Below are 24379 nucleotides of genomic sequence, written 5' to 3'. Positions count from 1 at the left end.
CTATTTTTTTGTCAACACTTAATTTTAAACATTTTCTTAAGTGAAAAGCTAAACTAAGTTTTACTTAACGCTGACTTCGTTTTGCTTTGCTAAGTGAGCGTAGCGCTCCGTGTCAGTGGGGTCGCATTATAGGGAGTTCCTTTATTTGATCAAGCCTTTTTTAATGAAAATATTCATTAATGTTCACCTTTAGAAACATACAGACATACACACCAAAAACCCACAAGTTACCCACAAAAACCTGTGCACAACCTGAAGGTTTAACCTCGCTTGATACGACTTTAATTAAAGAATGTGCTAGATTACGCCCCCTGATTTATTCGTTCATATAAAAGTAGGCTTTGTTTTATGGCTGATGTATTAAACTTTGTTAGTGGGTTGCTTTGGGGTCATGTACTTATATACCTATTAATAGCAGCAGGTTTGTTCTTTACCTTTCGTTTGGGTTTTATCCAGTTTCGTCAATTTCCTTATATGGTTAAAGTCATGGCAAATAGCCGTACAGGAGCTGGTGAAGGAATTTCCTCTTTTCAGGCGTTTTGTACCTCATTAGCAGCTCGCGTTGGTACCGGTAATATGGCGGGTGTCGCTGTAGCGCTCTACCTAGGTGGCGCGGGTGCCATTTTCTGGATGTGGCTAATAGCATTAATAGGTATGGCCACCAGTTTTGCAGAAAGCACACTCGCACAACTATATAAAACAAAAGACAGCGATGGTAACTTTCGAGGTGGCCCTGCTTATTATATGGAATATGGTTTAGGCAAACGATGGATGGGCATCCTTTTCTCTTTGTGTTTAATCTTAGCTTTTGGTTTAGTCTTTAATGCAGTACAAGCCAATTCAATTGCCGCAGCATTTGAAGTCGCATTTAACATACCTAAGCATATAGTTGGTGTACTGTTAGTTATTGGCTCTGCTTTTATCATTTTTGGTGGTTTAAAAACTATCTCGCGTTTCGCCGAACTTGTTGTCCCATTGATGGCGTTGGCTTACTTACTTGTTGCACTGTATGTTTGCTTTATTAACTATGACTTATTGCCTGCTGTATTTAAGCAAATCATATATAGTGCACTTGGGTTTGAACAAGCCGGTGCTGGTGCGATTGGTTATGCAGTGATGCAGGCGATGATCCAAGGGATCAAACGTGGCCTCTTCTCAAATGAAGCGGGTATGGGTAGTGCAGCTAATGCAGCCGCAACTGCTTCACCAAATCCAAACCACCCTGCCTCTCAGGGTTATGTACAAATGCTTGGTGTGTTTGTTGATACCATTGTTATCTGTTCAGCTACCGCCGCCCTTATTTTACTGTCAAACCAGCTAGTGCCAGATTCTGGTGTAACAGGCATTGCGTTAACTCAAGCAGCCTTGGTGCAACATGTGGGTGAATGGGGCGCAATTTTTATCGCTATCGCCATTTTATTCTTTGCGTTTACTTCGATTGTTGCTAATTATTCTTACGCTGAAACCAACTTGATGTTTTTAAATACCAAATATAAGCATAGTATGCTGATTTTCAGAGCCTGTGTTTTAGGTATGGTGATGTTTGGTGCAGTAGGTGAACTTGGTTTAATTTGGACAATGGCCGATATTTCAATGGGTATGATGGCTATCGTGAACGTTGTAGCGTTATTTATGCTCTCTGGATTTGTTATTTGGTTATATCAAGATTACTGCAGCCAGTTAAAATCCGGGGTAACCCCTGTTTTTAATCCAGACAATCATCCAGAAATGAAAAAAACTCTACCTGACGGTATTTGGAAAAAGTAAAATTAACACGAGTAATTGCCTGCTTCGTGGGCAATTACTTCTTTTACGCTCAATTAATGTTCAAACAAACCAGTTACTTATTGCCTTTTAAATTTTTATAAGTATAGTTAAACGCAAGTCGGTATGTGGCGCAGCTTGGTAGCGCACTGTCATGGGGTGTCAGGGGTCGCAGGTTCAAATCCTGCCATACCGACCAATCTTTCTCTATCCCAATCATTACGTTACATCAAAACAAAATCAATTCTCAAAATATAGCACCACAATAACGCCACATTATACAGTATTTTGCGGGTTCCCCCGTTATAAAAAAGCCGCATATAGCTACTTTGGTCTGTTCTAAATAAAATATAAATTCAATTGGAACATTGAAATTAAACTAAGAAGTTTACCTAATCACACGTACAATATTATGCATGTATAAACCCCATGCCATTCAAGGGCACGTTTTTTTAGAATCAACCAGTCGACAGTCATTCATAGGTAAAATCACGTACTCTTCACCCCCAATAATAAACTGTATTAATTTACCGTAGTTGGAGCTTGGCTTCGCGACAGAAAACAACACTGAGAATACAAAAACCATTACTGCAAACAACGCGGAGCCGAGGGCGCCTTTTAATATTGCACTACCCCAGCTATCGCTATTAAGTCCAATTGTATGTTGAATTGCTTCACTTTCACTTTTAACGGTTTTTGCGACGGTATCATCCTTTAATTCATCGTACAAATCATCAATACGTCGTTCTGCATAATGTTCTGCAAATGACAAAAAGGTTGCTTCAGCATCGCTCAATAGCTTTTTTAATTTTGCATCGTGATAATTTAATAAAAAGTTTGCAACGACTTCAGGCGGAACACTACTGTCACCATGAACTTGACGATACTGTTCTTTCCACTGATATTTTTCTAACTTGTAGTCTGCGTAGGCGAGCATACCAATGAGTCTATATTTAGAGTCTTCACTGGAATCTATAACTAACCGTTCAAAAATTGGATTGTAATGTGGGTGGGAGGTGGTATTAGCCTGCGAGACCATGTATTAAAAGCTCCTGCTCTATTTGCTTTTTACGCCCATTCCTTACTTTTAGCGCAGCTTCAAACGCATGATCAGCACCATTTACTTGTACTTTTTTCATAACGCCATTTACCCGTACAAACCGACTGGTAATAACGTTATTTTCATTTACATGATCCATAGTGCCCCCAATTAGTCTGCCATCATAGTATCAAACCTCTAGCATCCTGCTCAAGGTAAATTAAACTATGTTTTAAATTTAGCACATTTTGACTGATATACGCAGCGCTGTAATAAACTCCAATTATTAATACTTGCTCGGCACAGCCAGTGACTGACATACTAAATCATCATAATATTACTACCTAACTTAGCCATACATAACTTTTTATCCCAGCTCCCTCAAGATACACCACAAGCAAACTTTGGGTCGCTTATTAATACAACACAAACGCATACTGAACGCACTGTCTCATTTGATCAAAAATCACCCGGAAAAGGTTGGTATGTTCAAGATGAACATGAGCGGATCATGGTACTAGAAGGCTCTGATACCATTGAGTTTGAAAACGGCACAAGTACAACGCTTAATAAAAGGGATTATTTAAACATAACCGCCCACATCAAACGTAAAGTAACGAATACCGGAGTCAACCAACAGTTCGGCTTGCCATTTTTTATACCTAATACGATGTAATTGGAACACTTCACCCACTTCGGCACACCCGAGTATAAGTTAGCAAAATAAACCTATACTTGGTCTTCGAGCATAGACATAGCAGCTAATTCATTGCTGTCTATTTTGCCATCTGCAGAGATAACTTTGTGCGCTAACTTTACTGCAAATTCACGCATAGGCTGGTCAACAATATGTTTCATCCTATGCTGGATAAATGCTTCTATCTCATCGTTTTTTACTGCCAACACACACTTTCCTGTCATATCACAAATATAGTCATCGAGTTGTACCGCTGAGTTCCAACTTAAGGTGTCTGCCCACTTTTTAACGACAGCCAACTCTGAATCTGAAATAATGCCATCAACACATACTAAGAGTAAGGCTAAATCTAATAGTGACTCTTTTTGTAATTGCTCAACACAAATGCCACTATCAAAGTGATTTAATAATTGTTCAAATTTCATTTGATTTCCTTTTACCTACTTTGCTCAGATAATTTATTACCTTATGGGAAAGGAAATCGGTTGTCACGTTTGATTATTTCATACTAAACATTTTTCAAACGGCCTCCATAGTACAACTGCGATTAATCCGTTAAATGAATAAATCACAACAATACCGCCTAAAACTCATTATTTCTTCCTAACTTCACATTTCATCCATTTTATTTCAATATCCTGCGCAGTCTTAAAGCCAACCTCGATAAAACAGGAACAAATGGTTAATGAAAGAACTTAAATTACAAATAAACTTCGCATTTTATTGTGTTGTTAGCACCATCACTTTTTCAATATATTTTATAGCGTTAAGCTTTTCTGATAGCGCACTCAGCTTTTTATTTAAAGGCCAAATGGCCTTAGCACTTATCGTGATAGCTATTGCAGCCATCAATTTTACGTTTGCAGCCACCGGACAAAGGCATGTTCTTTTTTGCAACAACGGATTGTCGTATGTCAATGTATTTGGTACTCAAAAGTATATCCCAGCGGAAACTATTACCAATGTAAAAGTACAAACAAAACTCGCTGTTAAAGTGACAACGGTATCTACAGAACTTAATACAATTTATCTTGTGGGCTTCAAACCAGCTAAAGACCAAAAGCTGAAACTAAAACAACTTGGTTATTTGGCCTAGAATATTTGCCTCATTAAGACAAAGCCAATAGGATCGCACAATCATAATTTTAAAGAAGCATCTTATGTCACAACCTTATTCTATTGGCACAGTTGGCACACCATGGACTACACAAGAAAAACAACATTGGCTACAAGCACAGTCGATTAAACGTAGTTACCGAGATAATGTAATATCTAAAATAACTGAACTGAAAAAAACATTTACCGTCGAACAATATGGTTCGCTTAACTACAGCGAACGGATCTTTGATTTGTTCGCGATTAAATCGCCAAATTGGGATATTACCAAGCCCGTCGCACTCGTTACCGGAGGTGTACATGGCTATGAAACCAGTGGTGTACATGGTGCATTAGAATTTATCGAAAAGTTCGGCCAGCACTACAGTCAATCATTCAATTTGCTCGTACTCCCCTGCTTAAGCCCATGGGGATATGAAACAATCAACCGCTGGAACCCTCATACCATCGACCCAAACCGTTCTTTTTATCATGATAGTCCGGCTCAAGAGTCTCAAATGGCCGCTAATTACTTAGCACAATATGATAAAAATATACTATGCCATATTGACTTACATGAAACCACAGATACAGATAACTCTGAGTTTAGGCCTGCACTAGCAGCCAGAGATGGCGTAGTAAATCATAATTGGAATATTCCCGATGGTTTTTACTTGGTCGGGCATACTCAGAAGCCGCAAGCCGATTTTCAAAAAGCCATTATTGAAGAAGTTGCGAAAATTACTCATATTGCACCCGCAGATGAACAAGGTAAATTAATTGGCGTACCCATTGAGCAATTTGGAGTTATTAACTATGACGGAACCAAACTCGGCCTATGTATGGGTGTAACTAATGCGCCTTTTGTATCAACTACTGAAGCTTACCCAGACAGCGCCGTTGCAACTCCTCAACTATGTATAGATGGCCAAGTCGCAGCGATTAAAGGCGCACTCAATTACTTAATTAAAACGCCACTGTAACTCGCCTTAAAGAAGATCGAGTAGGCAGGAATACCCAGCCTACTCTTTACGCTGTCATTTCCAGATATTCATGAATAATTGGAAAAATATCTTTAAAATAGTGCGCTTTTTGCAAAATATTTACTGGGATATGTAAATCACGGGCTATATCACTGGCTGAACTCATTCCTCGTAATACGCCCTCATTATCAACTAGCAAAACATGCTGATGACCAAGGTCTTTGAGCGTTCCAAGTACATCTCCAATCTTTGCTAATTGGACCATTGCAGAGGGCATAGCATGTAAATCCGCTTTGCGTGTCATGAGATCTTCAACAGTTAAGTTGCTGCGCGCTTGATTGCGTTGCTGCGCAATACTTAGCACCTTTCTACCAGTCAGGTCTTTAGAATTAATCACACCTAAAAACGTATCATCATGATCAATCACCATTTTAGAGCGGACATAACCATCATATAAATATCCACATCCTTTAAAACCACTTGTGGGACTTTACGCATAAAGTCCGTGACCACTGTCGTCGCATCACTCGATAATTCAAGGTGTTGAGAATCAAATTGATCACAAAACTGATATATCCCCTCTAACTTCACTGTCTCTAACTTTGTATATTCCCCCATAGAAACCCTTTCACTTCGAACAACAAATCGCACTTATAAAAATATGATTCTCCACCAGCAATAGTGCAAGACTCGCCGTGTAATGTAGTGTAATAGCCAATGCGAGTTAAACATCCTAAAATCACGTATGTTCAGTCGAGCCTATGCCCAGGTTCGTTAGGTAAAAGAATAGATTGTAACCAGTCCTATTTCTTGAGTTTTATCTGTGAACATGCTCATTAACCACTGTTAATACAGTGCTTGATCAGCAGCTTCCCTCAATGATTAAGACCCACTCTCGTGGGTCTCTTTTGAGTAAATACTGGGAACGGTCTAATTAAAACTTTGTTAAATAAAAAAACATTGTAAAATGCCGAGATAAACTCTCCCATAGAAAAATATGGCGTAAAAAGATTTAAGGAATATGAATGGCTTACCTCATAGATGAACACAAATTAGAAAAAATATACCTCAAAAGCTACCACACAATCGGACGTTACAAATTCAATGTAGATACACTAATAGACCAACCTGGCGTATCTCGGCACCATGCAATCATCGAACTCGCGCAAGGAAAATGGTTAATTCGTGACGTAAGTACCAATGGCATTTGGATAAACGACAAAAAAGTTGATAAAAACTTACCCTATCAACTGTGCGAAAACGATAAAATTGATTTCGCAGCACACGGCCAAAATTCATATGTGGTTGCCAACCTAAGTGATGACTGTCAATATTTAGTTTCTCAGACTCATAGTAGCCAAGTAATTGAAGTTAAAGACCAAATACTGCTTCCTAATAGCGACGATCCAAGTCATATTATTTACTTCGATTCTGTTTTAAATTACTGGTTTTTAGAAGACCTTACAAACAACGATCGTCAAGCACTTATTGATGGTGGCCTGGTCAGCGCATTTAACGACCAGTGGCTATTTTATTCTGCCAGTACTGCGGCCATGACTAAACACCTTGATAATCAACCTACCGTTAAGCCATGTGGCCTTACCTTTAGCGTGAGTCAAGATGAAGAAAGTACCCAACTTTCTGTTGAGCTCAATAACGAAAGCTTTGATTTAGGCACCCGGACCCATCACTATCTTATGCTTTTACTAGCAAGAACCCGTATACAAGATAAACATGCGGGTATGGAGCTGGATGAACAAGGTTGGTTATACCGCGAAGAATTGGTTAAAGCACTTGGCGTACAAATGAACCATATGAATATAATGGTGCACAGAGCACGTAAGCAATTGTCTGATACTGGTGGGGAGTCAAACCCTGAGCTCGCTTATTTACTAGAAACAAACAATGGTCGAGTACGACTAAATAGCCAAGATATCACCATTATTAAAGGCAGAAAGTTAGAAACTCGCATCACCATATAACGCGGTTACTCTTCTCCCTTTGCGATAAGTGAAGTATGCTTATCGCACTATTTTTTTATCACGCTTGTGATTTTTGTAGGGACCAGCAATATCTATGATCTGTTGTTCTAGTGTGTTTAAAAAGCCCAGCTTAAAGGCAATTTCAGCCACAACAAATAGTGGACCTATAAGTAACCCCATCAAATCATCAACAAAAGCGGGCTTTTTACCTTCAAAATAGTGACCTATAAACTGTATAGCCCAACCAATCAAGAACAGTATACACGCCATGGCATAAAACCATTGCTCTATACCCGAGAAATATAAATAACTGTTGTGAGCCGTTATATAACCGGCTGCCAAGCAGCAAACCATAACACAACCTAGCTTAACCTCTAGCCAAATATAGTAGATAGACACGCTAAAAATGATAAAAAATGCTGGCGTTAACGTGACATTCTTAACGCTTAGCAAAGGGATGTACAACAACCATATGACTGCCAATACAATCAAAGGCACCCCTATAAAATGAGTCAATATGTTGCGTTCATCACGATGATAAATGGCATATTGTCCTAAATGTTCAATGAGTGTTTTCATATTACGCCCTATTTATTTTATTGGTTAACCTTATTAGAGACGCCATTGACAATCAAGTTTTCTGCACAACATGCTCAAAGTATGAGCCGCTTACTCTCAATTGAAAATTGAAAATAACGGGACATAGTAATCTAAACATTTAACAAAAACGGCGAGTTGTCATGCTAATATGCGCGAGCAGTGTCATCTTTCATAGTCAATAGGGTACCCTACAACCCAGAAAATGTTGCCCACTTTACAAAATGTGGTCGGTAATAATAATATAATTGAAATGGATTTAATCACTGGTGCTGATGGACTTTTCATATTATGCGTTAAAAACCGCAGGGTTGTTTTTCTTTTTAGGTATTACACCCAAGGAACAAGATCCCGCTACATCGCCAAGCAATCACTCTCCTCACTTTTATATTGATGAACAAACCCTACCAATCGGTGTTGAGTCCCTGACTAACCTTACGCTGAATTATTTAAATACCCCTTAATATTACTCGCAAAAAATACCGCCACACACAGCTAAAGTATGGCGGTGATCTACTAACCACTGGGCAGTGGGTTCAATTATTTATGTACTTAAAGACATAGGTGGTCCATGCCTAGCTTTTTGGAATAAAACGTCAATTATTCAAATTAAATGTAGAACAGACCATTAAAAAAAACAACTCAGCATCATTAAATTAACCCAAAGTTAACCTATCTCGTAACCCAGAGCATCGTGATACCGATTTAGCCATCGCCATATAAAGTACTTGAGGTTGTGCTACCAGCTCAAATTGGTGTTTGGCACGCGTAATACCGGTGTAAACTAATTGACGGTTCACGCCTCTTACAGCACGTTGCCTGGGAGGTAAAATCATTGCGGTATGGCTAAATTCTGAGCCTTGTGATTTATGAATAGTCATGACATAAACACTTTCATGACTCGGGAGCCGAGCTGGATAAAACGCTCGTTGTGCACCTTGCTCATCAATAAATACCGCTTTAAGTTGTTGTGTTTCATCTGGTAATAAAATACCAATATCACCATTAAACAGTTTCAACTGGTAATCGTTTTGCGTGATCATAATAGGTAACCCTGCATAATATCGCCCGCTGGGCATGATCAACCCTTTAGAAAATAGCTGCTGCTCAATACGCTTATTTAGCGTTGTTACACCGTAAGGCCCTTCCCTTACCGCAGCCAGTAATTGATACTGGCCAAATGCGTGGTGAATAGCCACAGGATCTGCTTTCTCATGCATCAATTTTAGATACTCTGCGTAATGATTGGCAGAGCGAATAATTAAAGCGGTGTACTGCTCAGTCGTTAAGTCATACAACGCTAAATCTTTATACCCTTGTTCAAGGGTGTGTGATAGCTGTGCACGGCTATTATTGTTTACTGAAAATGCCAATTGACCTATTCCACTCTTGCTATCAAAGCGATGACTTTTTTGTAAAAATGCCACGCTATCAGCCAAATAAAACTCACTCTTTGTAGCATGTAAATACGGGTTACCTGCAAAGCAAAGTTGATTCAGTTGTGAAACAAGGTTCTTGCTATAAGGAGGCTGTTCGCCAAGTGTCAGCCCTTGGCACAAATCACTCAATACACTGCCCGTATCTACTGACGTGAGTTGATCTTTATCTCCCAGTAAAATCAGCCGCGCATGATCTGGCAACGCAGTCACTAATTTAGCGAGTAACGACAAATCAACCATAGAGGCTTCATCAACAATCAATACATCCAGATGTAACTGATTTTGTTGGTTAAAGCGATAGCGATTACTGTGTGGGATCACGCCCAACAAGCGATGAATAGTTTGTGCGTGCTCAGGAATAAGGTCATCTATGTCTGGACCGAGATTAAGCTTAGCTTTTGCACCTAAAATAGATTCACTCAAACGTGCTGCTGCTTTCCCTGTTGGTGCAACCAACTTAATAGTTAAAGGCGCCTGTTTATAAAGCGACTGCAAAATTGCCAGCAGCTTAGTGACTGTCGTCGTTTTCCCCGTTCCTGGGCCACCCGTTAGCACACAGAACCCTTTAAGTGCAGCTATGGCACACGCCACTTTTTGCCAATCAATATCACGGTTGGAGTTATCAAACTCTCCAAAATATTCCGTTAATAACGACTGCAAACGAGACAAATCTACCTTTATGTTCTGAGCTTGCATCTTTTTAAAGCGTTCAGCTAAAGTGACTTCATAAGTCGCAAGTCGACTCAAATACAATTTTTGCGTAAACAACTGCAGTGGCTTGCTCGCACCAACTGCATGATGTGAGTCTAGCCGCTGCCATATTTTTTTTCCGGATGGCGATTGCCATGGTGTTATAGGTAAGCCTTCCTCCACCAGCTCAACCATCAATGAGAAAGGGTTGTCCCAATCAATATCACTGTACGCTAGACAGCTATGTTGATTTTGTTCTGACTTTAACAACAACAAAATGACATAAAAACAATCATCCAGTTTTTGATTATTTAAAAGCTTAGCTAACGCGATATCACTATGACGTAAGCGACCTTGCGCAAGTAAATACGTTAAATACTTACCATGATCAATGGTACTCGCTGGCGCTCCCTCTTCAGCAAATAAGTCGAGTTGGCTCATGACAATGCTCCCTGTGAAAACAACGCATCTAAAGACAGTAACTGTGGTATGGTCAATTTATTAAAGAACACCCCTGCGCCATCTGGCATAGCCCTTAAAAACAAATAATATACCCCACCTAAATGCATCTGAGGATCGTAATTTTCTATACGTTGCTTAAGTAAACGATGTAAAGCAACAGAATAAATCAAGTATTGTAAGTGGTATTGATGTGCATCCATTGCTGAGCGTAAATTGTCATTTTGATAATCAGCTGCACTATCTCCAAGGTAATTCGATTTATAGTCTAAAATAAAATACTGCTCATTATGTACAAAGATCAGGTCAATAAAGCCTTTTAGCAAGCCTTTAACTTGTTCAAACTGTAGATGACTACTCTGTCCAGTGATCTCCAATAACAGTTTATTTAGCTTAGGCGCATTTAATGGCTCTAAAGGTAAATAAAACTCCATTTCAACGAGGCAATCATCAGGCATTAGTTGAGATAGACTGAGCCCTGTCTTTTTATCTAACGTACATTGTAAACACGCACTGAGCCATCGCTCTGTTGCTATTTGCCACTGGGCATCTATTCTAAACTTAAGTAAGCATTGCTCTACAGCTTGACTCAAAGGCAGCTGTGCCTCCCCTTCAGGACTCTCAGGCTGCGTAAAATCTATCAACTCAAAGATTTCATGCAAACAGCTGCCAGGTTTGGCACCTTTGGGAAAGCTATACGCAGACTGCTCAATCACTATATGCTGATCAGGTAAATCAAGTTGATGATTTTCATCCAGTGCGCCGAGTGGCCTCTCATCAGAGTGCGCGTGATAACTCAATTGACTAAAGCTTGTTGCTCGCCAGTGTGTTTCAATTTTCGTATTGACCCGTTTTACCTGTAGTTGTTCATATTCATCGTCTTGTGACACATGCAGTGTTGCTCCGTCAGCGCTTTCGACAAATTCACAATCCATATCTACGTGCTGTGCGCAAAATTCAGTTAATCTTTCATGCCACTGCAGTGCTTCACTAAATGGTGTTGCACCGAATAAAACGAAACCCAAAGAGGTGTGTGTGATCCCTGGCTTTTTCGTTCGACCAGCCGCAATATTAAATAACCCCATATCACAATGATGTACCGCTCGAGTGATCGCCACATACAATAAACGAATGTCTTCTGCTAAGCGCTCTTTTTCAGCATATGCACGCTGCTCATCATTAGGTGCAAGACTGTATACCAGTTTGTCATTTTCATGATACACCGCCTCTGTGGCTTCTCTGTATGTCGTTGCAAAAGGCATATAAACAATTGGGTACTCTAGCCCTTTAGATGCGTGCATGGTGACTATCTTGACTAAGTCAGCATCACTTTCTAAACGCACTTGAGCAGCGTCTTGCTGTGCTTCGCTACATTGTGTGCCCAACCAACGTAATACACGCAGCGTGCCATCCAGCTCAATTTGTTTTTGCTGCAATAACTCAGATAGGTGACGATAGTCTGTTAACCATCGCTCCACCATATAACCATTACTTTTCCATAAACGTGGCAGCTGATTATCAACCAATAACTGCTCCAACATCGCCATAGCCCCTTGCCTATGCCAAATGCGCTGTAATCGAGCAAATTGGTCCAAGTAATGCTGCCAAGCTGCTTCTTGTTCACGTAGTTCAAAAATGTCTTGGTGATGCAGTGCAAATAGCGGACTTGCCAATACGCCTCGTAAAGCAGCCTCGTCATAACTCCCATGAAGCACCGTTAAAAACTGTAACAATGCCAATGAAAGCGGCTGTTTAAAAATGCTGTCTCGGGCTAAATAAACACTGGCGACCCCATGCAGTTGAAGCGCAGACTTCATGATGCTTGCTTCATTACGATCACGCACCAGTATGCAAATATCACTCGCTTTAACCGCTGTATTGCCTATTTTAGCTTCTCCTTTATGTGCTTGGCTGAGCAACAGGGTGATTTTCTCAGCGAAAATAGTACTTAGCAAAGTCAAAGCCACCCCTTTACTCGTGGTCGCATTGTCGTCTTGTAACACACTGAAGGTCAGCGCTTTATGTTCATCACCATTTAATGTAAAACGCTTGTCTTCACTTTTTCCTTTTGCAGCAACCGCAATGAATGGGATTGTTTTATTAAAAATAAAACTATGTTCATGAGCAGAAAAAATACAGTTCACCGCATTAACAACCCCTTGAGATGAACGATAGTTGGTCGATAATGTATATTTGGCACTATCAGCCACGCTCTGCTTGGCAGCCATGTAAGTGAAGATATCAGCACCTCGAAAACCATAAATAGCTTGTTTTGGGTCACCAATCATCGCGAGCGTCGTGGTATTTTGCTCACTATAAATACAACCAAAGATCCCATATTGTATTGGATCAGTGTCTTGAAACTCATCAATCATTGCCACAGGGTACAGTTCAGCTATTTTTTGCTGTAATACGTGCCCTTGTTCGCAGTTTAATGCATCATGTAAATTGCTTAACAAGTCATCTGGTGTGATCAACCCATGTTTGAGCTTATGAGCCTTTAACAGTGCTTTAACCGACTTGCTCGCATGTTGTACTATTGCTAACGGTAAACCTTGACTCAATTGTTCATGTAACTTGGCTAACTTACTGAATTCAGACAACATGGGGTGAACAATACGCTGACCGTTTTTCTTGTAATAGTGAGCGTCTTGAAGTAACTCTTCACTCCACAAATTAAAAGAATGCTTTGCTGTACCAAATTCAAAATACCACTGTGCTCCATCACAGTAGTCCCTCAGCGCATTGATATTTGCAGCGCGACCGGGGGCTTTATTCTTCGCAAGATCAGAATTAGCTAATACCGTAAAAAAGTCGCTGGTGGACAAACGCGCTTTAAAGGCCATGGCCTCACTTTGATATGCTTTACGAGCAGAAAGGACATCGGTTAACTCATAATGCGGTGTAAGTTCAGCATTGTCTTTACTCAAGACCTTCATCACTTTAGACACTAACGCGTGAGGGCTGGAAAAGTGGGTTAATATCGCCTCCGTCGTATCTTTGTCTAAAGGATAGATAAAGCTGCGCCAATGGTCTTTTACAGCCTCAACGATCAACTCAGATTCATCTAAAATGAATTCAAGATTAAAGGCTACATTGGATTCAAAGGCATGCTGTTTTAGCATGCGTTGACAAAAGCCATGGATCGTAAAAATCGCCGCTTCATCCATAGACTTTGCCGCAGCATCAAGTAACGCAAAAGCAGTTCGCTGGTCAGTAACTTGCTCAAGCACCGCGCGAATTAGTTCATCGTCACATGGCGCGCCTAACAAAGCGTCGCGCGCAACAATGATCCGAGCACGTACTCGGTCTTTAATCTCTTGTGTTGCCGCTTCAGTGAAAGTAACGACCAAAATTTGATCAACACTAAGTGGTATCTGATGTTCAGTGGTTTGTAATCCCAGTAAGCAGCGAAGGTATAATCCCGTTATGGTATATGTTTTACCCGTCCCAGCGCTTGCTTCAATTAAGCTTTGCCCAACTAAAGGCATACTTTGCGGGTTAAGCGTCTGCATATTTTTGCTCCTGGGCCAATTCGACAACCGCCTTTAACAAACGGTGACTTATTTGACTAAACTCATCTTCAACATCAAATAAACGCATAAAATTCAACGCCACATAAGGGTTTTCGCATTCACCAAAACCAATATACTGGCCACCAGAGAACTTACTTGCCGCTTTTTGCATATCACCAGTTTTAACGAGTTCATACCCTGAATTTGGAAAAAATGGCTGAGGTTCGGTTAATGCACTGTGATAAAAGTCAAACCATAGCTGTAGATGCTCAAATGCATCACTAGACTCCATAGGCGCATAAGTGACCACCTCATCCAGCCCATAAATATGCGTACTCACCGCTTCACCATGACATTGAGCAATACAGTGTAATAAAAAACCACGAATTTTATCTTTTGCTTTAATGCTAGCACTGCGATAAAACACTTGGGTATTGTCATACACACTGTCTAACCAACCCAATAACGTGCAATTCGATATCTCCAATGCTACCTCTATCGGGTCTCGGTGATTTTTTAGCATTGGTTTTATGTGTCTTACCATCGGCGCGATCCGTTGATGCAATTGATCTAATTGAATTGTGCCAACATGTGCTTGCGGTAAATTTCCTCGCTGCAATAACTGTTTTTCATTGGGTTGCTGATCGGCTAAAGCAGCAGCTAATAGCTCGTCTAAATAATAATACCTGTCTAAGGTATCCAGTAAAAATGGCTCTTCATCTTTGTCTTGCAATGACAAGCTGGGTAACCTCAGACCCAAGCTTTGCTGATAAAATGCATCTTGTGGATTTAAAATAGTACGTAAAAATTGACTCAACTCTATTTCACCCCCAATGCTAACATCAAGTGGCGCGGGGATTGTTTTTGGCAACGGCGTCTGCTCGGTCAACCACACCGGATTGTAACTTTGAAGAGGGTTGTCCTCAGTATAATAACTGGGGTGAAAAGGTTGTAATTGCGCTTGCTGTAACAAATGCTGCGACGGCAATACGGCGCTTGCTTGATAGAAGAAACTTCTATCAAGGTATTCAAGTAACTCACTGACAAGGACTGACGGCATTTGCGGCTCATTATTAAAACATGACCGACCGACATAACTTAAATACAACGCATCTCGGGCGCTTAAAACCGCTTCTAAAAACAAATAACGATCATCTAACTTACGAGAGCGATCACCTTTTTGACGGTGTGAATGTGGCACCAAATCAAAACCTATCGGTTGCACTGTTCTAGGGTAGTCAGCATCATTGAGACCCAACATACAAACAACTTTAAAAGGCACTGCTCGCATAGGCATTAAAGTACAAAAGTTAACAGGCCCCACTAAAAATCGTTGCCCAACCCCTTTTTCTTGCACCCCTTGCTTCACCAAATAACTGATCACCTGAGGTGACACCGGCTCTTGCATATCGCGGTTTTCGTCATGTTTATTTAAATCATCAATGACTTTCTCAAGGGTTAATAGATCCCAGCTTTGTTCCGCTTCTTGATGATAAAACTCACTGACCAGCGCACGCAGAACCTCTGCCTTGTCACTCAACCGTGTACTTTGTGACAATTGTGATTTGTACTTCGCTAAGCACTCAACAAAATGCACTAACTTACTGAGCGTATTCACTGCCATTCCTTCCACTTGATCAGCAGGAAATATCTCATTAAACTCATTATTCTCGTCTGAACACGAGACCCCCAATAACAATCGATTTAAACCATGTTGCCACGTATTGAGTGGCATAGCGGGTAGCTCATGTTCTTGTTTATGTTCAGCATTAAGCCCCCATTTCACACCGACCTGATCGAGCCAATATTTTAATTGCTCGAACTCATGCTCTTCTATGCCAAATTGCTCAGCAATAGGCGTTGCAGCCAATAAATCTATAATGTCAGATACACCGAAGCGGCTAAATGGTAAATTAACAAGCGTCACAAATGAGCTTAGAATGGGCTTTTCTTGTTCAATAGCAAGATCAGCCAATGCGTAAGGAATAAAACGCTCACCGCTTGCGCCCGCAAACACCGCTTCAATATAGGGGCTGTATGTACCAACATCAGGCATCATAACAATGATATCTTTTGGCGTTAACGTAGGATCTTGTTCAAATAACCGAAGTAAATGATCATGTAAACACTCGACTTCTCTCAGCGGCGTATGACAATCCTGCAATAAAATCGAGCGGTCCGTTAGCTCTATGGGCAACTTGCCTTCATCATTAATAAACCATGCTTTGTCATCAGTTAAAGACTCACCTTTAAAAGCCAATTGGTAGACTTCTTCTTGAACTTTGCCCAATAGAGTCTCATCAAAATCATCGATGAACCCATCAAGCCACTGCGCATCGAGTTGCAATAATTGTTCAAAATAATCTCGACCAAGCTTACCCCATGATGATAAAAGCGGATTGCCAATAAAATAGTACTCACCCTGCTTTGCATCAATTTCTGGTTTTTTTGCGTATTTAGCTTCAATTTTAGCCTGTGTTTTCTCGTCAACTAAATCACCCCAGTAGTGTTCACTTGGGTTAAAGAAAAATAATAAAACAGACGTTTTTTCAGACAATGCCTGAAATATTTCTAGTTGGCTCGTCGCCATTGCTGATAAACCAAAAATACTGATCCTTTGCGGCAGCGCACTTGGTTTCGCATCTGCTAACGCTTTGAGCAATTGGGTATGCATATTCGCGCGATGGTAATCGCTTTGTTGTAAGTTCTGTGTATGTATGACCAGTCTTCGCCATAGGTCCGGCTGCCACGATGCAATTGAAATGTCGACATCTGGCAATTCATCCCCCCCTGAATCCCAAGTACTGAGCCATTGGGGGCGATACATTAAATATTGGTCATAGATATCTGCTATTTTTTCACATAGAGAAAAGAGCTTGGCACCATGCTCATCATCTTCTAAGTATTGTGATAATTCTTGATAGCGCACATCGGCTAAACACTCGGGTAAAATTGTGACCAATTTCCACGTCATGTTTAACTTATTGTATGGAGATTCACTCGGGACATTAGGTAAAAACTGTTGATAAAGCTGCCATATAAAACTTGACGGTAAGGGAAAATCTACTTGCGCCGCAACACCAAGCGCTTGACTCATGCCAATTTTAAGCCACTGTGACATACCCGGCGACTGCACTAACACCGTTTCTTTTTTAAAAGGAGAACTCAAAGGAGCCGTTTTAAGCACCGTATGAAACTGCGTTTGTAGCGCTTCCATACGGTTTGACTGAATTATATGCAACATAAACGTGCCAAACCTTGCTAATGAGCTGCAATCACGATGCAATATTAAGCAGCTACATATTTTTATTTATTTGGCACAGTTTATGTTATTTATTCCACCTTAGATAGCTCTAGAATAAGTCGATATCATTGCGTTCTTGATGACATTCAATCAGCTTGCTCGCGATTAACTCTTCATAGAAACATAGCTTATCTCGGCCATTTTCCTTCGCGTAATACAATGCTTTATCCGCGTTTTCTAATACCGTAATAGGAAAGTCATAGGGGCTTATTCTCGACATACCCACGCTAATCGTTAGCTTTTTCACAAAAGGAAAGTGCGTCCCGCGCACTAAGTCCATAAACTCAGCCAATTTCTTATGTATCGAGTCGTAATCAGTCGGTTCAAACACCATCACAAACTCCTCACCACCAAACCTGAATAACAGGTCGCTCGAACGAAAAAACTGCCTCATTTTTTGTGCAAGTAATAACAACACTTCGTCACCACAGACATGCCCATAGTTGTCGTTTACTTTTTTAAAGTGGTCTATATCAACCATCGCTAACCACGACGTTGCGCCTTGGTGTTGATTACGTAGGTCACTCTGCCATACCGTTTTATGCTGCTTGATAACTTGTTTTTCCATCAACTGTTTTAACTTTTTTTCAAACGTTTGACGGTTTAATAACCCCGTCAACTTATCACGCTCATTCTCATGCAAAATCGTTAAGTAGTTTTCAAAGATACGACAAAAAGCGTTAAGTAAAACCTGATCTGAACTCTTAAGTCCATCACTCACAATTGCTATCGCACCAATAGGCTTATCGAGCAACGTAATTGGTAACCACCTTCGTTCTTCGCCATCATTAGATTGTACCGTGATAATACATGCTGATTGCAAGCATGAAACAAGCTCAGGTTCAGGTTGGCGAACCACCTCTCTTTCTTCCCATTCATATTCACGGTCTCTAAGTACCTTTAACAACAGGCTTCTTTCAATCGCGAGTTCCCCTTGGATCTGCAAATCTTTGTAAACAGCGACTTCTTTGCAGCCAATGAACTCTTGAATAGTCGAGATCAAACTGTACTCTAACGAGTCTACATCTCTGGTTTTTGTGATTTTAATCACTGAATTCAGTAATTCTTCTTGCATATACTGCCTGCTAAAATACGTTTAATGCTGCTACCCAGCACTATTTGTGTAAGTTATAAACAACCCGCTAACGACATGCAATACTTTTCTATGATAATGGACAATATAGCTGTTCCCTTTATTCTGCTAGTGGTCAACATTCTTTGCCACTTTAAATGTGCGGTCGTAGTCTATGAGTTGCTCGATTGGTAAGGCCTTTTCATAATACCAACCTTGTACCGTTTCGATTGATAACGCCTTTATAAAGTCTAGCTGAGATTGTGATTCGACGCCCTCAGCCACTAAGGTTTTGTCCATTTGATGCAGTAACTGCACTACGGCACTATAAAACTTTCGGCCTTGGTCTGTTTCTACTTTGTCTAAAAAGGCTTTATCTAGTTTGACTTGCTTTATTGGTAAGTCAGCCAGCATTGATAAACTCGAATATCCTGTACCAAAGTCATCAATAACGGTGTCAATTTTATGAGTCTTTAATCTATTAATATTATTGATCACGCTTGATTTATCATTGAAATAACTCGACTCAACTACTTCTATTTTTAACTGCTCTGGGAACTCTTTAAAACGCTCACATATATACAATACAGAGCTGTCATTATTGATAAGTGTCGGGTTCACGTTAATACTTATCACCGGATAAAATGACTGAGACGCAAAATATTCTAAGTCTAGGGCCGCTTGGTCAATCACCCATGAATCAATAATCGTCGTTTGCTTATGCTTCACTAAAATATCTATAAAATAGGGTCCTACTATCGTCCCATCAGCTTTTTTCAGTCGTAATAATGCTTCATAACCAACGATATCACCCGTTATTTGGCTCACTTGCGGCTGGTAATACAGTAACAATTCAGCTTGTGCTAGCTCTTCAAGTACCTTGTTCAGCGCTTTAGAAGCGCGATCCTGGGCTCTCTGCGTTTCAATAAATTGCGATTCACTCGCCGAACGCAGTTGCTCTGAAATATTAAGTTGCTCGCTTAAATAATTTAGGGCTTTTTGATAATGAATTTGCTCGCTATGCCACTTTAGAAAGGGGTAATAAATGACCGCATTTAGTAACAGCAGCGCCAGCTGTAGGAATACGCCAGACAGCCCTCCACTAACTTGATACCCACTGATCAAAGTCGGCGTCATCCAACTCAAAGTAATATCATTGGTACTAATAAGCCCCCACTCAATAATTTGGTACGAAATAAAGAAATTGATAACTGGCACAAAAATAAAAGGGAGCAATAGCACAGGGTTCAAAAAGATAGGTAATGCGAATAAAATAATTTCACAAAAATTAAATGCGGTAAATGGGATTGATAGCTGCGCAATATTACGCTCATGTGCCCCTTTTCTTAAAAAAAGTGATGCCACGATCAGCCCCGCAAAACACCCTGTGCCACCAATTAAAACAAATGTGTCGTAAAATGTTTTCGCTGATAGGTTACCCACCAAAGGTTCATTTAAAAATATCTCATCGAACAACATATTAAACGTGTTGTCGCCATGCACGCCAAAAAACCAAAAAGTATGCGACGCCAACATGCGTTTAAAAGTTAATTCAGCCACTGAAGAGTGGGCTTGATCTGGGGTTACCCACCCTCCAATGAGGTGCCCTACTTCACTGAGTATGGGTACCCATAAATAAAAACTAAAAAATACAATAGTGAATGGTAAAATAACTAAAAATTTTTCACGTAAAAACCGACTTAATGCTCTGAATTGCCGCCTAGGTTGCGGTAAGGTCCGCATCAAATAGACAAAGAGTAGACTACTGATACTTGGTAGAATAATAGCGTATGCCGTGGCAGTGCTGTCACTTAGCGTGAATTCACCCGCGTGTAACTGTAAAAACTCCCCGTGCACAGCGAAACATAATAGCGCTAATAAAGCACCAATAATGCCACTTTGTGCATAATTTTTTGTTAAGAAAAACCCGATCGAAATACTGACAACAACAGGAAAAAACAACAAAATAATATGCGCGCTGCGACTCACAATATTTGCAACTGTCCCATTATCATCGATAACATTCAGTGTTAACGCACTATTAAGTGCTAGAATTGCCAAAGCACTGCTCACAAAATATGGAATAAGTGCGATGAATGCTTCACGTAAAGACAATAAATATCGTCCGTGAAGTAACTTAGAGACTTTATTTTGAAGTGCGTGCAACGGCAATGGGCATACCTGTTATTGATTTTACCTAAAGTATATGCCCAGTTCAGCCTCTCTGCTCAATTATTATATTTAAGGTTGATCCTATACTAGCACTTGCAGCATTGACTCCTCATATTCTTTAAGGGGTTCACTGTTTTTAACCCGACTTATGTAATCAGGGTTTGCAATCATTGGACGCCCGACCGCTACGAGGTCAAAACGATTCTCTGCAATGGCTTTCGCGCCCGTTTGAGCGGTGTAACCACCAACACCAACCAATGTCCCTGTATAATGTTTACGTACGTAATCAGAAGCATGGCCGCCTAAATAATCAAATGTCATCGAATCATCGAATATGCCAATATGCACAAAAGCCAATGATCGACTATTCAATGCTTGTAACAAATGATCAAATACAGCCCGGTCATCATGATGGCCTTCCATTAAAAAGTAAGCACCGGGCGATAACCTTAAAGCAACCCTATCAGAGCCAACCGCAGCAATTACAGCATCAACCACTTCTAATGCGAACCGCGACATATTTTGCACACTACCACCATATTCATCACTGCGGTTATTTGATGCTAAATGTAAAAACTGATCGATGAGGTAACCATTGGCACCATGTATTTCAACACCATCAAAGCCCGCAGCGATGGCATTCTTTGCTGCTTTCGCATAATCAGCCACCAACTGCGCGATTTCTTCAACGCTTGCGGCTCTTGGAGTTTGGTAACTCAAATTTCTCATGCGAGGTACGCTGCCTTCGATCCCAATATTTGACGCACTCAGTACGTCACCACTACCAAAGAAAAATGGATGTGCTACACGCCCAACATGCCAAAGCTGCGCAAAGATTTTCCCTCCATTATTATGTACAGCTGTGGTGACTTTTTTCCACCCGTCCACTTGCGCTTGATTAAATAATCCAGGTGTATTTGGATAACCCTGCCCGTCTGGGCGAATGATGGTTGCTTCTGAAATAATTAACCCTGTGTCCGCTCGGCGCGCATAATACTGCGCCATTTGCTCTGAAGGCACTAGGTTTTCATCAGCCATACAACGTGTTAATGGCGCCATCAGAATCCGATTTTTTAATGTCAGGGTACTATTTAATTCAAAGGGGGAAAATAGTATGCTCGTCATTGTGCTCTCCATAATTTATAATTTCTTGAATGATTGTTCAAGATTAAATTTAATATATGGATATTTGAACGATCATTCAAGGGGCGTTTTTGAATAAGCAATCAAATTAAGTTAATATCACTGCTAATTAGTGGGTAATTTCGACATCATATGAGAAGTGCAGAATTCAATAAAGAGCATGTATTACGCCAAGCCATGGCAACGTTCATGCAATACGGCTACAACAAAACCAGTATGCAAACTTTAACTAAAGCAACTGGATTACACCCTGGTTCTATTTATTGTGCCTTTAAAAATAAAAAAGGCCTGTTGCTTGGTGCTATTGAGCAGTACCAACAAGACCGTAACGCACAATTTGATATGTTATTTTCTCAACATACAACGGCGCAGAATGCTTTAAGCGCATTACTTGATGTTATTGTCGACGAATGTTTAAACGGCGAGTCAGGTCAAGTTTGCTTGCTAACTAAGACCCTTACTGAACTAGAAGGACAAAATGACGAGATCTCTTCTATTTTAGCCAATAATCTTATCTCATTCGAAAACAGCTTGGCCAAAGTCATACAAGATGGCATTGAAAAACAGGAAATAAGCGCTAAGCCAGATGCCAGAGAACGCGCACAATTTTTAGCGATGGGAATATACGGCATTCGTACCTATGCTGCAACACGACGACAAGCTGAGATATTAAGGCAGTTAAGCGATCGTTTACTTGCCACAGTACTGACCTAGCTACACACTAAGATAGCAGTACATTTAACACCGTCAATTAGCATAGATAAATAGTGAAAATTGCATAATTGTTAAGGGTTAGCTGTAAGCGATTTTACCGAAATATGAAACGTACACTGCCAGATGCTTAGTGAATATCTTGTTACGTCATTAATCGTTAGCTGTAACAAGGACGGAGTAGACTATAACGTACCAAAGGTACTATGTTTGAAAAAACATGAGATGATATTAGATGGAAATGGCGGAGAGGGAGGGATTCGAACCCTCGATAGGGGTTAGCCTATACACGAGTTCCAGTCGTGCGCCTTCAGCCACTCAGCCACCTCTCCGATACACCTAAGTGCGGGGCTAATACTATGAAAAGCCACGCACTTTAGCAAGCTATTTTTTAAGCCAGCACGCTTAACTGCTCAACTAACAAACAGTTTAACGTTGTAAGCTCGCCGAGAAATCTAACATACGATCTAGTGAACGTAGTGCACCTTCGCGAAGAGACATATCTACGAACACTTCTTTCCCTTCAGGGTTTACTAGAGACTCTTCTATGGCTTTCAAACCATTCATCGCCATCCATGGACAGTGTGCGCAACTTTTACACGTAGCACCTTCTCCAGCCGTTGGTGCAGCAAAAAATTCTTTATCTGGACACAGCTGCTGCATTTTGTAAAAAATACCTCGATCAGTTGCCACAATAAACTGCGTATTATCCATCGTTTGCGCAGCTTTTATTAATTGGCTGGTAGAGCCGACAGCATCAGCCAAAGCTACAATCTCAGCAGGAGACTCTGGATGAACGAGTACTGCTGCATCAGGCTTAAGCGCCTTCATATCTTTTAATGCTTTAGTTTTAAACTCATCATGTACAATACAGGCACCATTCCACATGATCATGTCTGCACCCGTATTCTTCTGAATATAAGATCCTAAATGCTTATCAGGACCCCAAATGATCTTCTCACCTTGTTCATCTAAATGCTCAACAATCTCTAGCGCACATGACGATGTTACTATCCAATCAGCACGCGCTTTAACAGCCGTTGAGGTGTTTGCATAAACAACGACTTTACGATCTGGATATTGATCACAAAATGTAGAAAACTCATCGATTGGACACCCAACATCTAATGAACAAGTCGCTGCAAGTGTTGGCATGACCACCGTTTTATTCGGTGTTAAAATTTTGGCTGTTTCACCCATAAAACGCACACCAGCAACCACAATCACATCAGCGTCGTGTTTTGCACCAAAGCGCGCCATTTCTAAAGAATCGGCAACACAGCCACCGGTTTCTTCAGCCAAAGCTTGAATTTCAGGATCTGTATAATAATGCGCAACTAACACCGCATTCTTTTCTTTTAATAGGGTTTTTATCCGCGCTTTGTACTCATCTTGTTCTTGAGTAGTTAAAGGTGCAGGTTTTGGAGGAAAGATATAATCCTCAGGCATGATTTGTTCAGCTAGACTCATTTCTCGACCACTATAGTCCACATTGCATAATTACTGGGAATTATACGGAAATAGACACAACAATCATAGTCAATGACGCTTTTGGGATAGAAAAATTAAGGATATATGACGCTTTTTTGAATGGTGGGTCATGATGGACTTGAACCATCGACCAATGGATTAAAAGTCCACTGCTCTACCAACTGAGCTAATGACCCGCTCTAGATATCAGAATTGTTAACGTATTGAATGGTGGGTCATGATGGAC

The 24379-nt window shown here is 40.5% G+C and carries 20 protein-coding genes and 3 tRNA genes; 8 read left to right on the top strand and 15 right to left on the bottom strand.

The features are described 5' to 3' along the window. Positions 1 to 348 precede the first annotated feature (348 nt). Both CWC18_RS17390 and CWC18_RS17385 read left to right on the top strand, forming a co-directional pair. Positions 349 to 1767: an alanine/glycine:cation symporter family protein gene (locus tag CWC18_RS17390; protein ID WP_138592717.1), complete on the top strand. Its 1419-nt coding sequence runs from the start codon at positions 349 to 351 to the stop codon at positions 1765 to 1767. 119 nt (positions 1768 to 1886) lie between these two features. Further along, positions 1887 to 1963: transfer RNA gene (locus CWC18_RS17385), tRNA-Pro, on the top strand. 237 nt (positions 1964 to 2200) lie between these two features. Here the strand turns inward: CWC18_RS17385 and CWC18_RS17380 are convergent. Together CWC18_RS17380 and CWC18_RS21090 are read right to left on the bottom strand one after the other, a co-directional pair. Further along, positions 2201 to 2803, bottom strand: coding sequence for a hypothetical protein (locus CWC18_RS17380; RefSeq protein WP_138675789.1), 603 nt, complete (start codon positions 2801 to 2803; stop codon positions 2201 to 2203). Further along, positions 2787 to 2963 (bottom strand): hypothetical protein, encoded by a 177-nt coding sequence (locus tag CWC18_RS21090; RefSeq protein WP_171041147.1) that lies wholly within the window; start codon positions 2961 to 2963, stop codon positions 2787 to 2789. Before CWC18_RS21090 ends, CWC18_RS17380 begins: the two co-directional genes overlap by 17 nt. A gap of 351 nt (positions 2964 to 3314) precedes the next feature. Here CWC18_RS21090 and CWC18_RS21285 point away from each other — a divergent pair, with 351 nt between their 5' ends. Next, a complete protein-coding gene (locus CWC18_RS21285) occupies positions 3315 to 3479 on the top strand; it encodes a hypothetical protein (RefSeq protein ID WP_212747740.1) in 165 nt (54 codons plus the stop codon). A 53-nt stretch (positions 3480 to 3532) separates the two neighbouring features. Here the strand turns inward: CWC18_RS21285 and CWC18_RS17370 are convergent, their stop codons facing one another. Next, positions 3533 to 3925 (bottom strand): hypothetical protein, encoded by a 393-nt coding sequence (locus CWC18_RS17370; RefSeq protein WP_138592719.1) that lies wholly within the window; start codon positions 3923 to 3925, stop codon positions 3533 to 3535. Between the two features lie 260 nt (positions 3926 to 4185). Between CWC18_RS17370 and CWC18_RS17365 the strand changes: the two genes are divergently transcribed. Continuing rightward, entirely contained in the window at positions 4186 to 4596 is a 411-nt protein-coding gene (locus CWC18_RS17365) for a hypothetical protein (protein WP_138592720.1), read from the top strand. 64 nt (positions 4597 to 4660) lie between these two features. Continuing rightward, the gene (locus tag CWC18_RS17360; RefSeq protein ID WP_138592721.1) at positions 4661 to 5578 is read left to right on the top strand and encodes a M14 family metallopeptidase; all 918 of its coding nucleotides are present in this window, start codon (positions 4661 to 4663) and stop codon (positions 5576 to 5578) included. A 46-nt stretch (positions 5579 to 5624) separates the two neighbouring features. On the opposite strand, the gene CWC18_RS17355 is transcribed toward CWC18_RS17360, so the two are convergent. Further along, on the bottom strand, positions 5625 to 6008 hold the full coding sequence (locus CWC18_RS17355) for a hypothetical protein (RefSeq protein ID WP_249930150.1): 384 nt from the start codon (positions 6006 to 6008) through the stop codon (positions 5625 to 5627). After that, a complete protein-coding gene (locus tag CWC18_RS21585) occupies positions 6002 to 6196 on the bottom strand; it encodes a hypothetical protein (protein ID WP_249930149.1) in 195 nt (64 codons plus the stop codon). The genes CWC18_RS17355 and CWC18_RS21585 overlap by 7 nt, the downstream gene beginning before the upstream one ends. A 407-nt stretch (positions 6197 to 6603) precedes the next feature. On the opposite strand from CWC18_RS21585, the gene CWC18_RS17350 reads away from it, so the two are divergent. After that, positions 6604 to 7560 (top strand): FHA domain-containing protein, encoded by a 957-nt coding sequence (locus tag CWC18_RS17350; protein ID WP_138592722.1) that lies wholly within the window; start codon positions 6604 to 6606, stop codon positions 7558 to 7560. Positions 7561 to 7599: 39 nt separating this feature from the next. Here the strand turns inward: CWC18_RS17350 and CWC18_RS17345 are convergent, their stop codons facing one another. Beyond that, on the bottom strand, positions 7600 to 8139 hold the full coding sequence (locus CWC18_RS17345; RefSeq protein ID WP_138592723.1) for a DUF962 domain-containing protein: 540 nt from the start codon (positions 8137 to 8139) through the stop codon (positions 7600 to 7602). A gap of 293 nt (positions 8140 to 8432) precedes the next feature. Between CWC18_RS17345 and CWC18_RS17340 the strand changes: the two genes are divergently transcribed. Further along, positions 8433 to 8621: a hypothetical protein gene (locus tag CWC18_RS17340; RefSeq protein ID WP_212747739.1), complete on the top strand. Its 189-nt coding sequence runs from the start codon at positions 8433 to 8435 to the stop codon at positions 8619 to 8621. Between the two features lie 192 nt (positions 8622 to 8813). On the opposite strand, the gene recD is transcribed toward CWC18_RS17340, so the two are convergent. The 6 genes from recD to CWC18_RS17310 all read right to left on the bottom strand — a co-directional run bounded on the left by recD (position 8814) and on the right by CWC18_RS17310 (position 21933). After that, entirely contained in the window at positions 8814 to 10727 is a 1914-nt protein-coding gene (recD, locus tag CWC18_RS17335) for an exodeoxyribonuclease V subunit alpha (RefSeq protein WP_138675788.1), read from the bottom strand. Continuing rightward, positions 10724 to 14260, bottom strand: a complete 3537-nt coding sequence (gene recB, locus CWC18_RS17330) for an exodeoxyribonuclease V subunit beta (protein WP_138675787.1) — start codon at positions 14258 to 14260, stop codon at positions 10724 to 10726. The genes recD and recB overlap by 4 nt, the downstream gene beginning before the upstream one ends. Continuing rightward, positions 14247 to 17504, bottom strand: coding sequence for an exodeoxyribonuclease V subunit gamma (recC, locus tag CWC18_RS17325; protein WP_138675786.1), 3258 nt, complete (start codon positions 17502 to 17504; stop codon positions 14247 to 14249). The genes recB and recC overlap by 14 nt, the downstream gene beginning before the upstream one ends. A gap of 109 nt (positions 17505 to 17613) precedes the next feature. Then, positions 17614 to 18639 (bottom strand): GGDEF domain-containing protein, encoded by a 1026-nt coding sequence (locus CWC18_RS17320; protein WP_138675785.1) that lies wholly within the window; start codon positions 18637 to 18639, stop codon positions 17614 to 17616. A 126-nt stretch (positions 18640 to 18765) separates the two neighbouring features. Then, entirely contained in the window at positions 18766 to 20808 is a 2043-nt protein-coding gene (locus CWC18_RS17315; RefSeq protein ID WP_138592728.1) for an EAL domain-containing protein, read from the bottom strand. An 81-nt stretch (positions 20809 to 20889) separates the two neighbouring features. Then, on the bottom strand, positions 20890 to 21933 hold the full coding sequence (locus CWC18_RS17310) for an alkene reductase (protein WP_138592729.1): 1044 nt from the start codon (positions 21931 to 21933) through the stop codon (positions 20890 to 20892). 150 nt (positions 21934 to 22083) lie between these two features. On the opposite strand from CWC18_RS17310, the gene CWC18_RS17305 reads away from it, so the two are divergent. Continuing rightward, positions 22084 to 22665 carry a TetR/AcrR family transcriptional regulator gene (locus tag CWC18_RS17305; protein WP_138675784.1) on the top strand — a complete coding sequence of 194 codons (582 nt, stop codon included), beginning with the start codon at positions 22084 to 22086 and terminating at the stop codon, positions 22663 to 22665. A 239-nt stretch (positions 22666 to 22904) separates the two neighbouring features. Here the strand turns inward: CWC18_RS17305 and CWC18_RS17300 are convergent. From CWC18_RS17300 to CWC18_RS17290, 3 genes are all read right to left on the bottom strand, one after another. After that, positions 22905 to 22994: transfer RNA gene (locus tag CWC18_RS17300), tRNA-Ser, on the bottom strand. Positions 22995 to 23091: 97 nt separating this feature from the next. Further along, complete coding sequence (nadA, locus tag CWC18_RS17295) at positions 23092 to 24132, bottom strand: quinolinate synthase NadA (RefSeq protein ID WP_138592731.1); 1041 nt, start codon at positions 24130 to 24132, stop codon at positions 23092 to 23094. A gap of 121 nt (positions 24133 to 24253) precedes the next feature. Continuing rightward, positions 24254 to 24329: transfer RNA gene (locus CWC18_RS17290), tRNA-Lys, on the bottom strand. Between the last annotated feature and the right edge of the window lie 50 nt (positions 24330 to 24379).

The organism is Pseudoalteromonas aurantia (genome assembly GCF_005886875.1).
GTDB classification, from domain to species: Bacteria; Pseudomonadota; Gammaproteobacteria; order Enterobacterales; family Alteromonadaceae; genus Pseudoalteromonas; species Pseudoalteromonas aurantia_A.
Note: the sequence above shows the minus strand (reverse complement) of the source record. Positions and strands in the feature narration are given on the sequence as shown.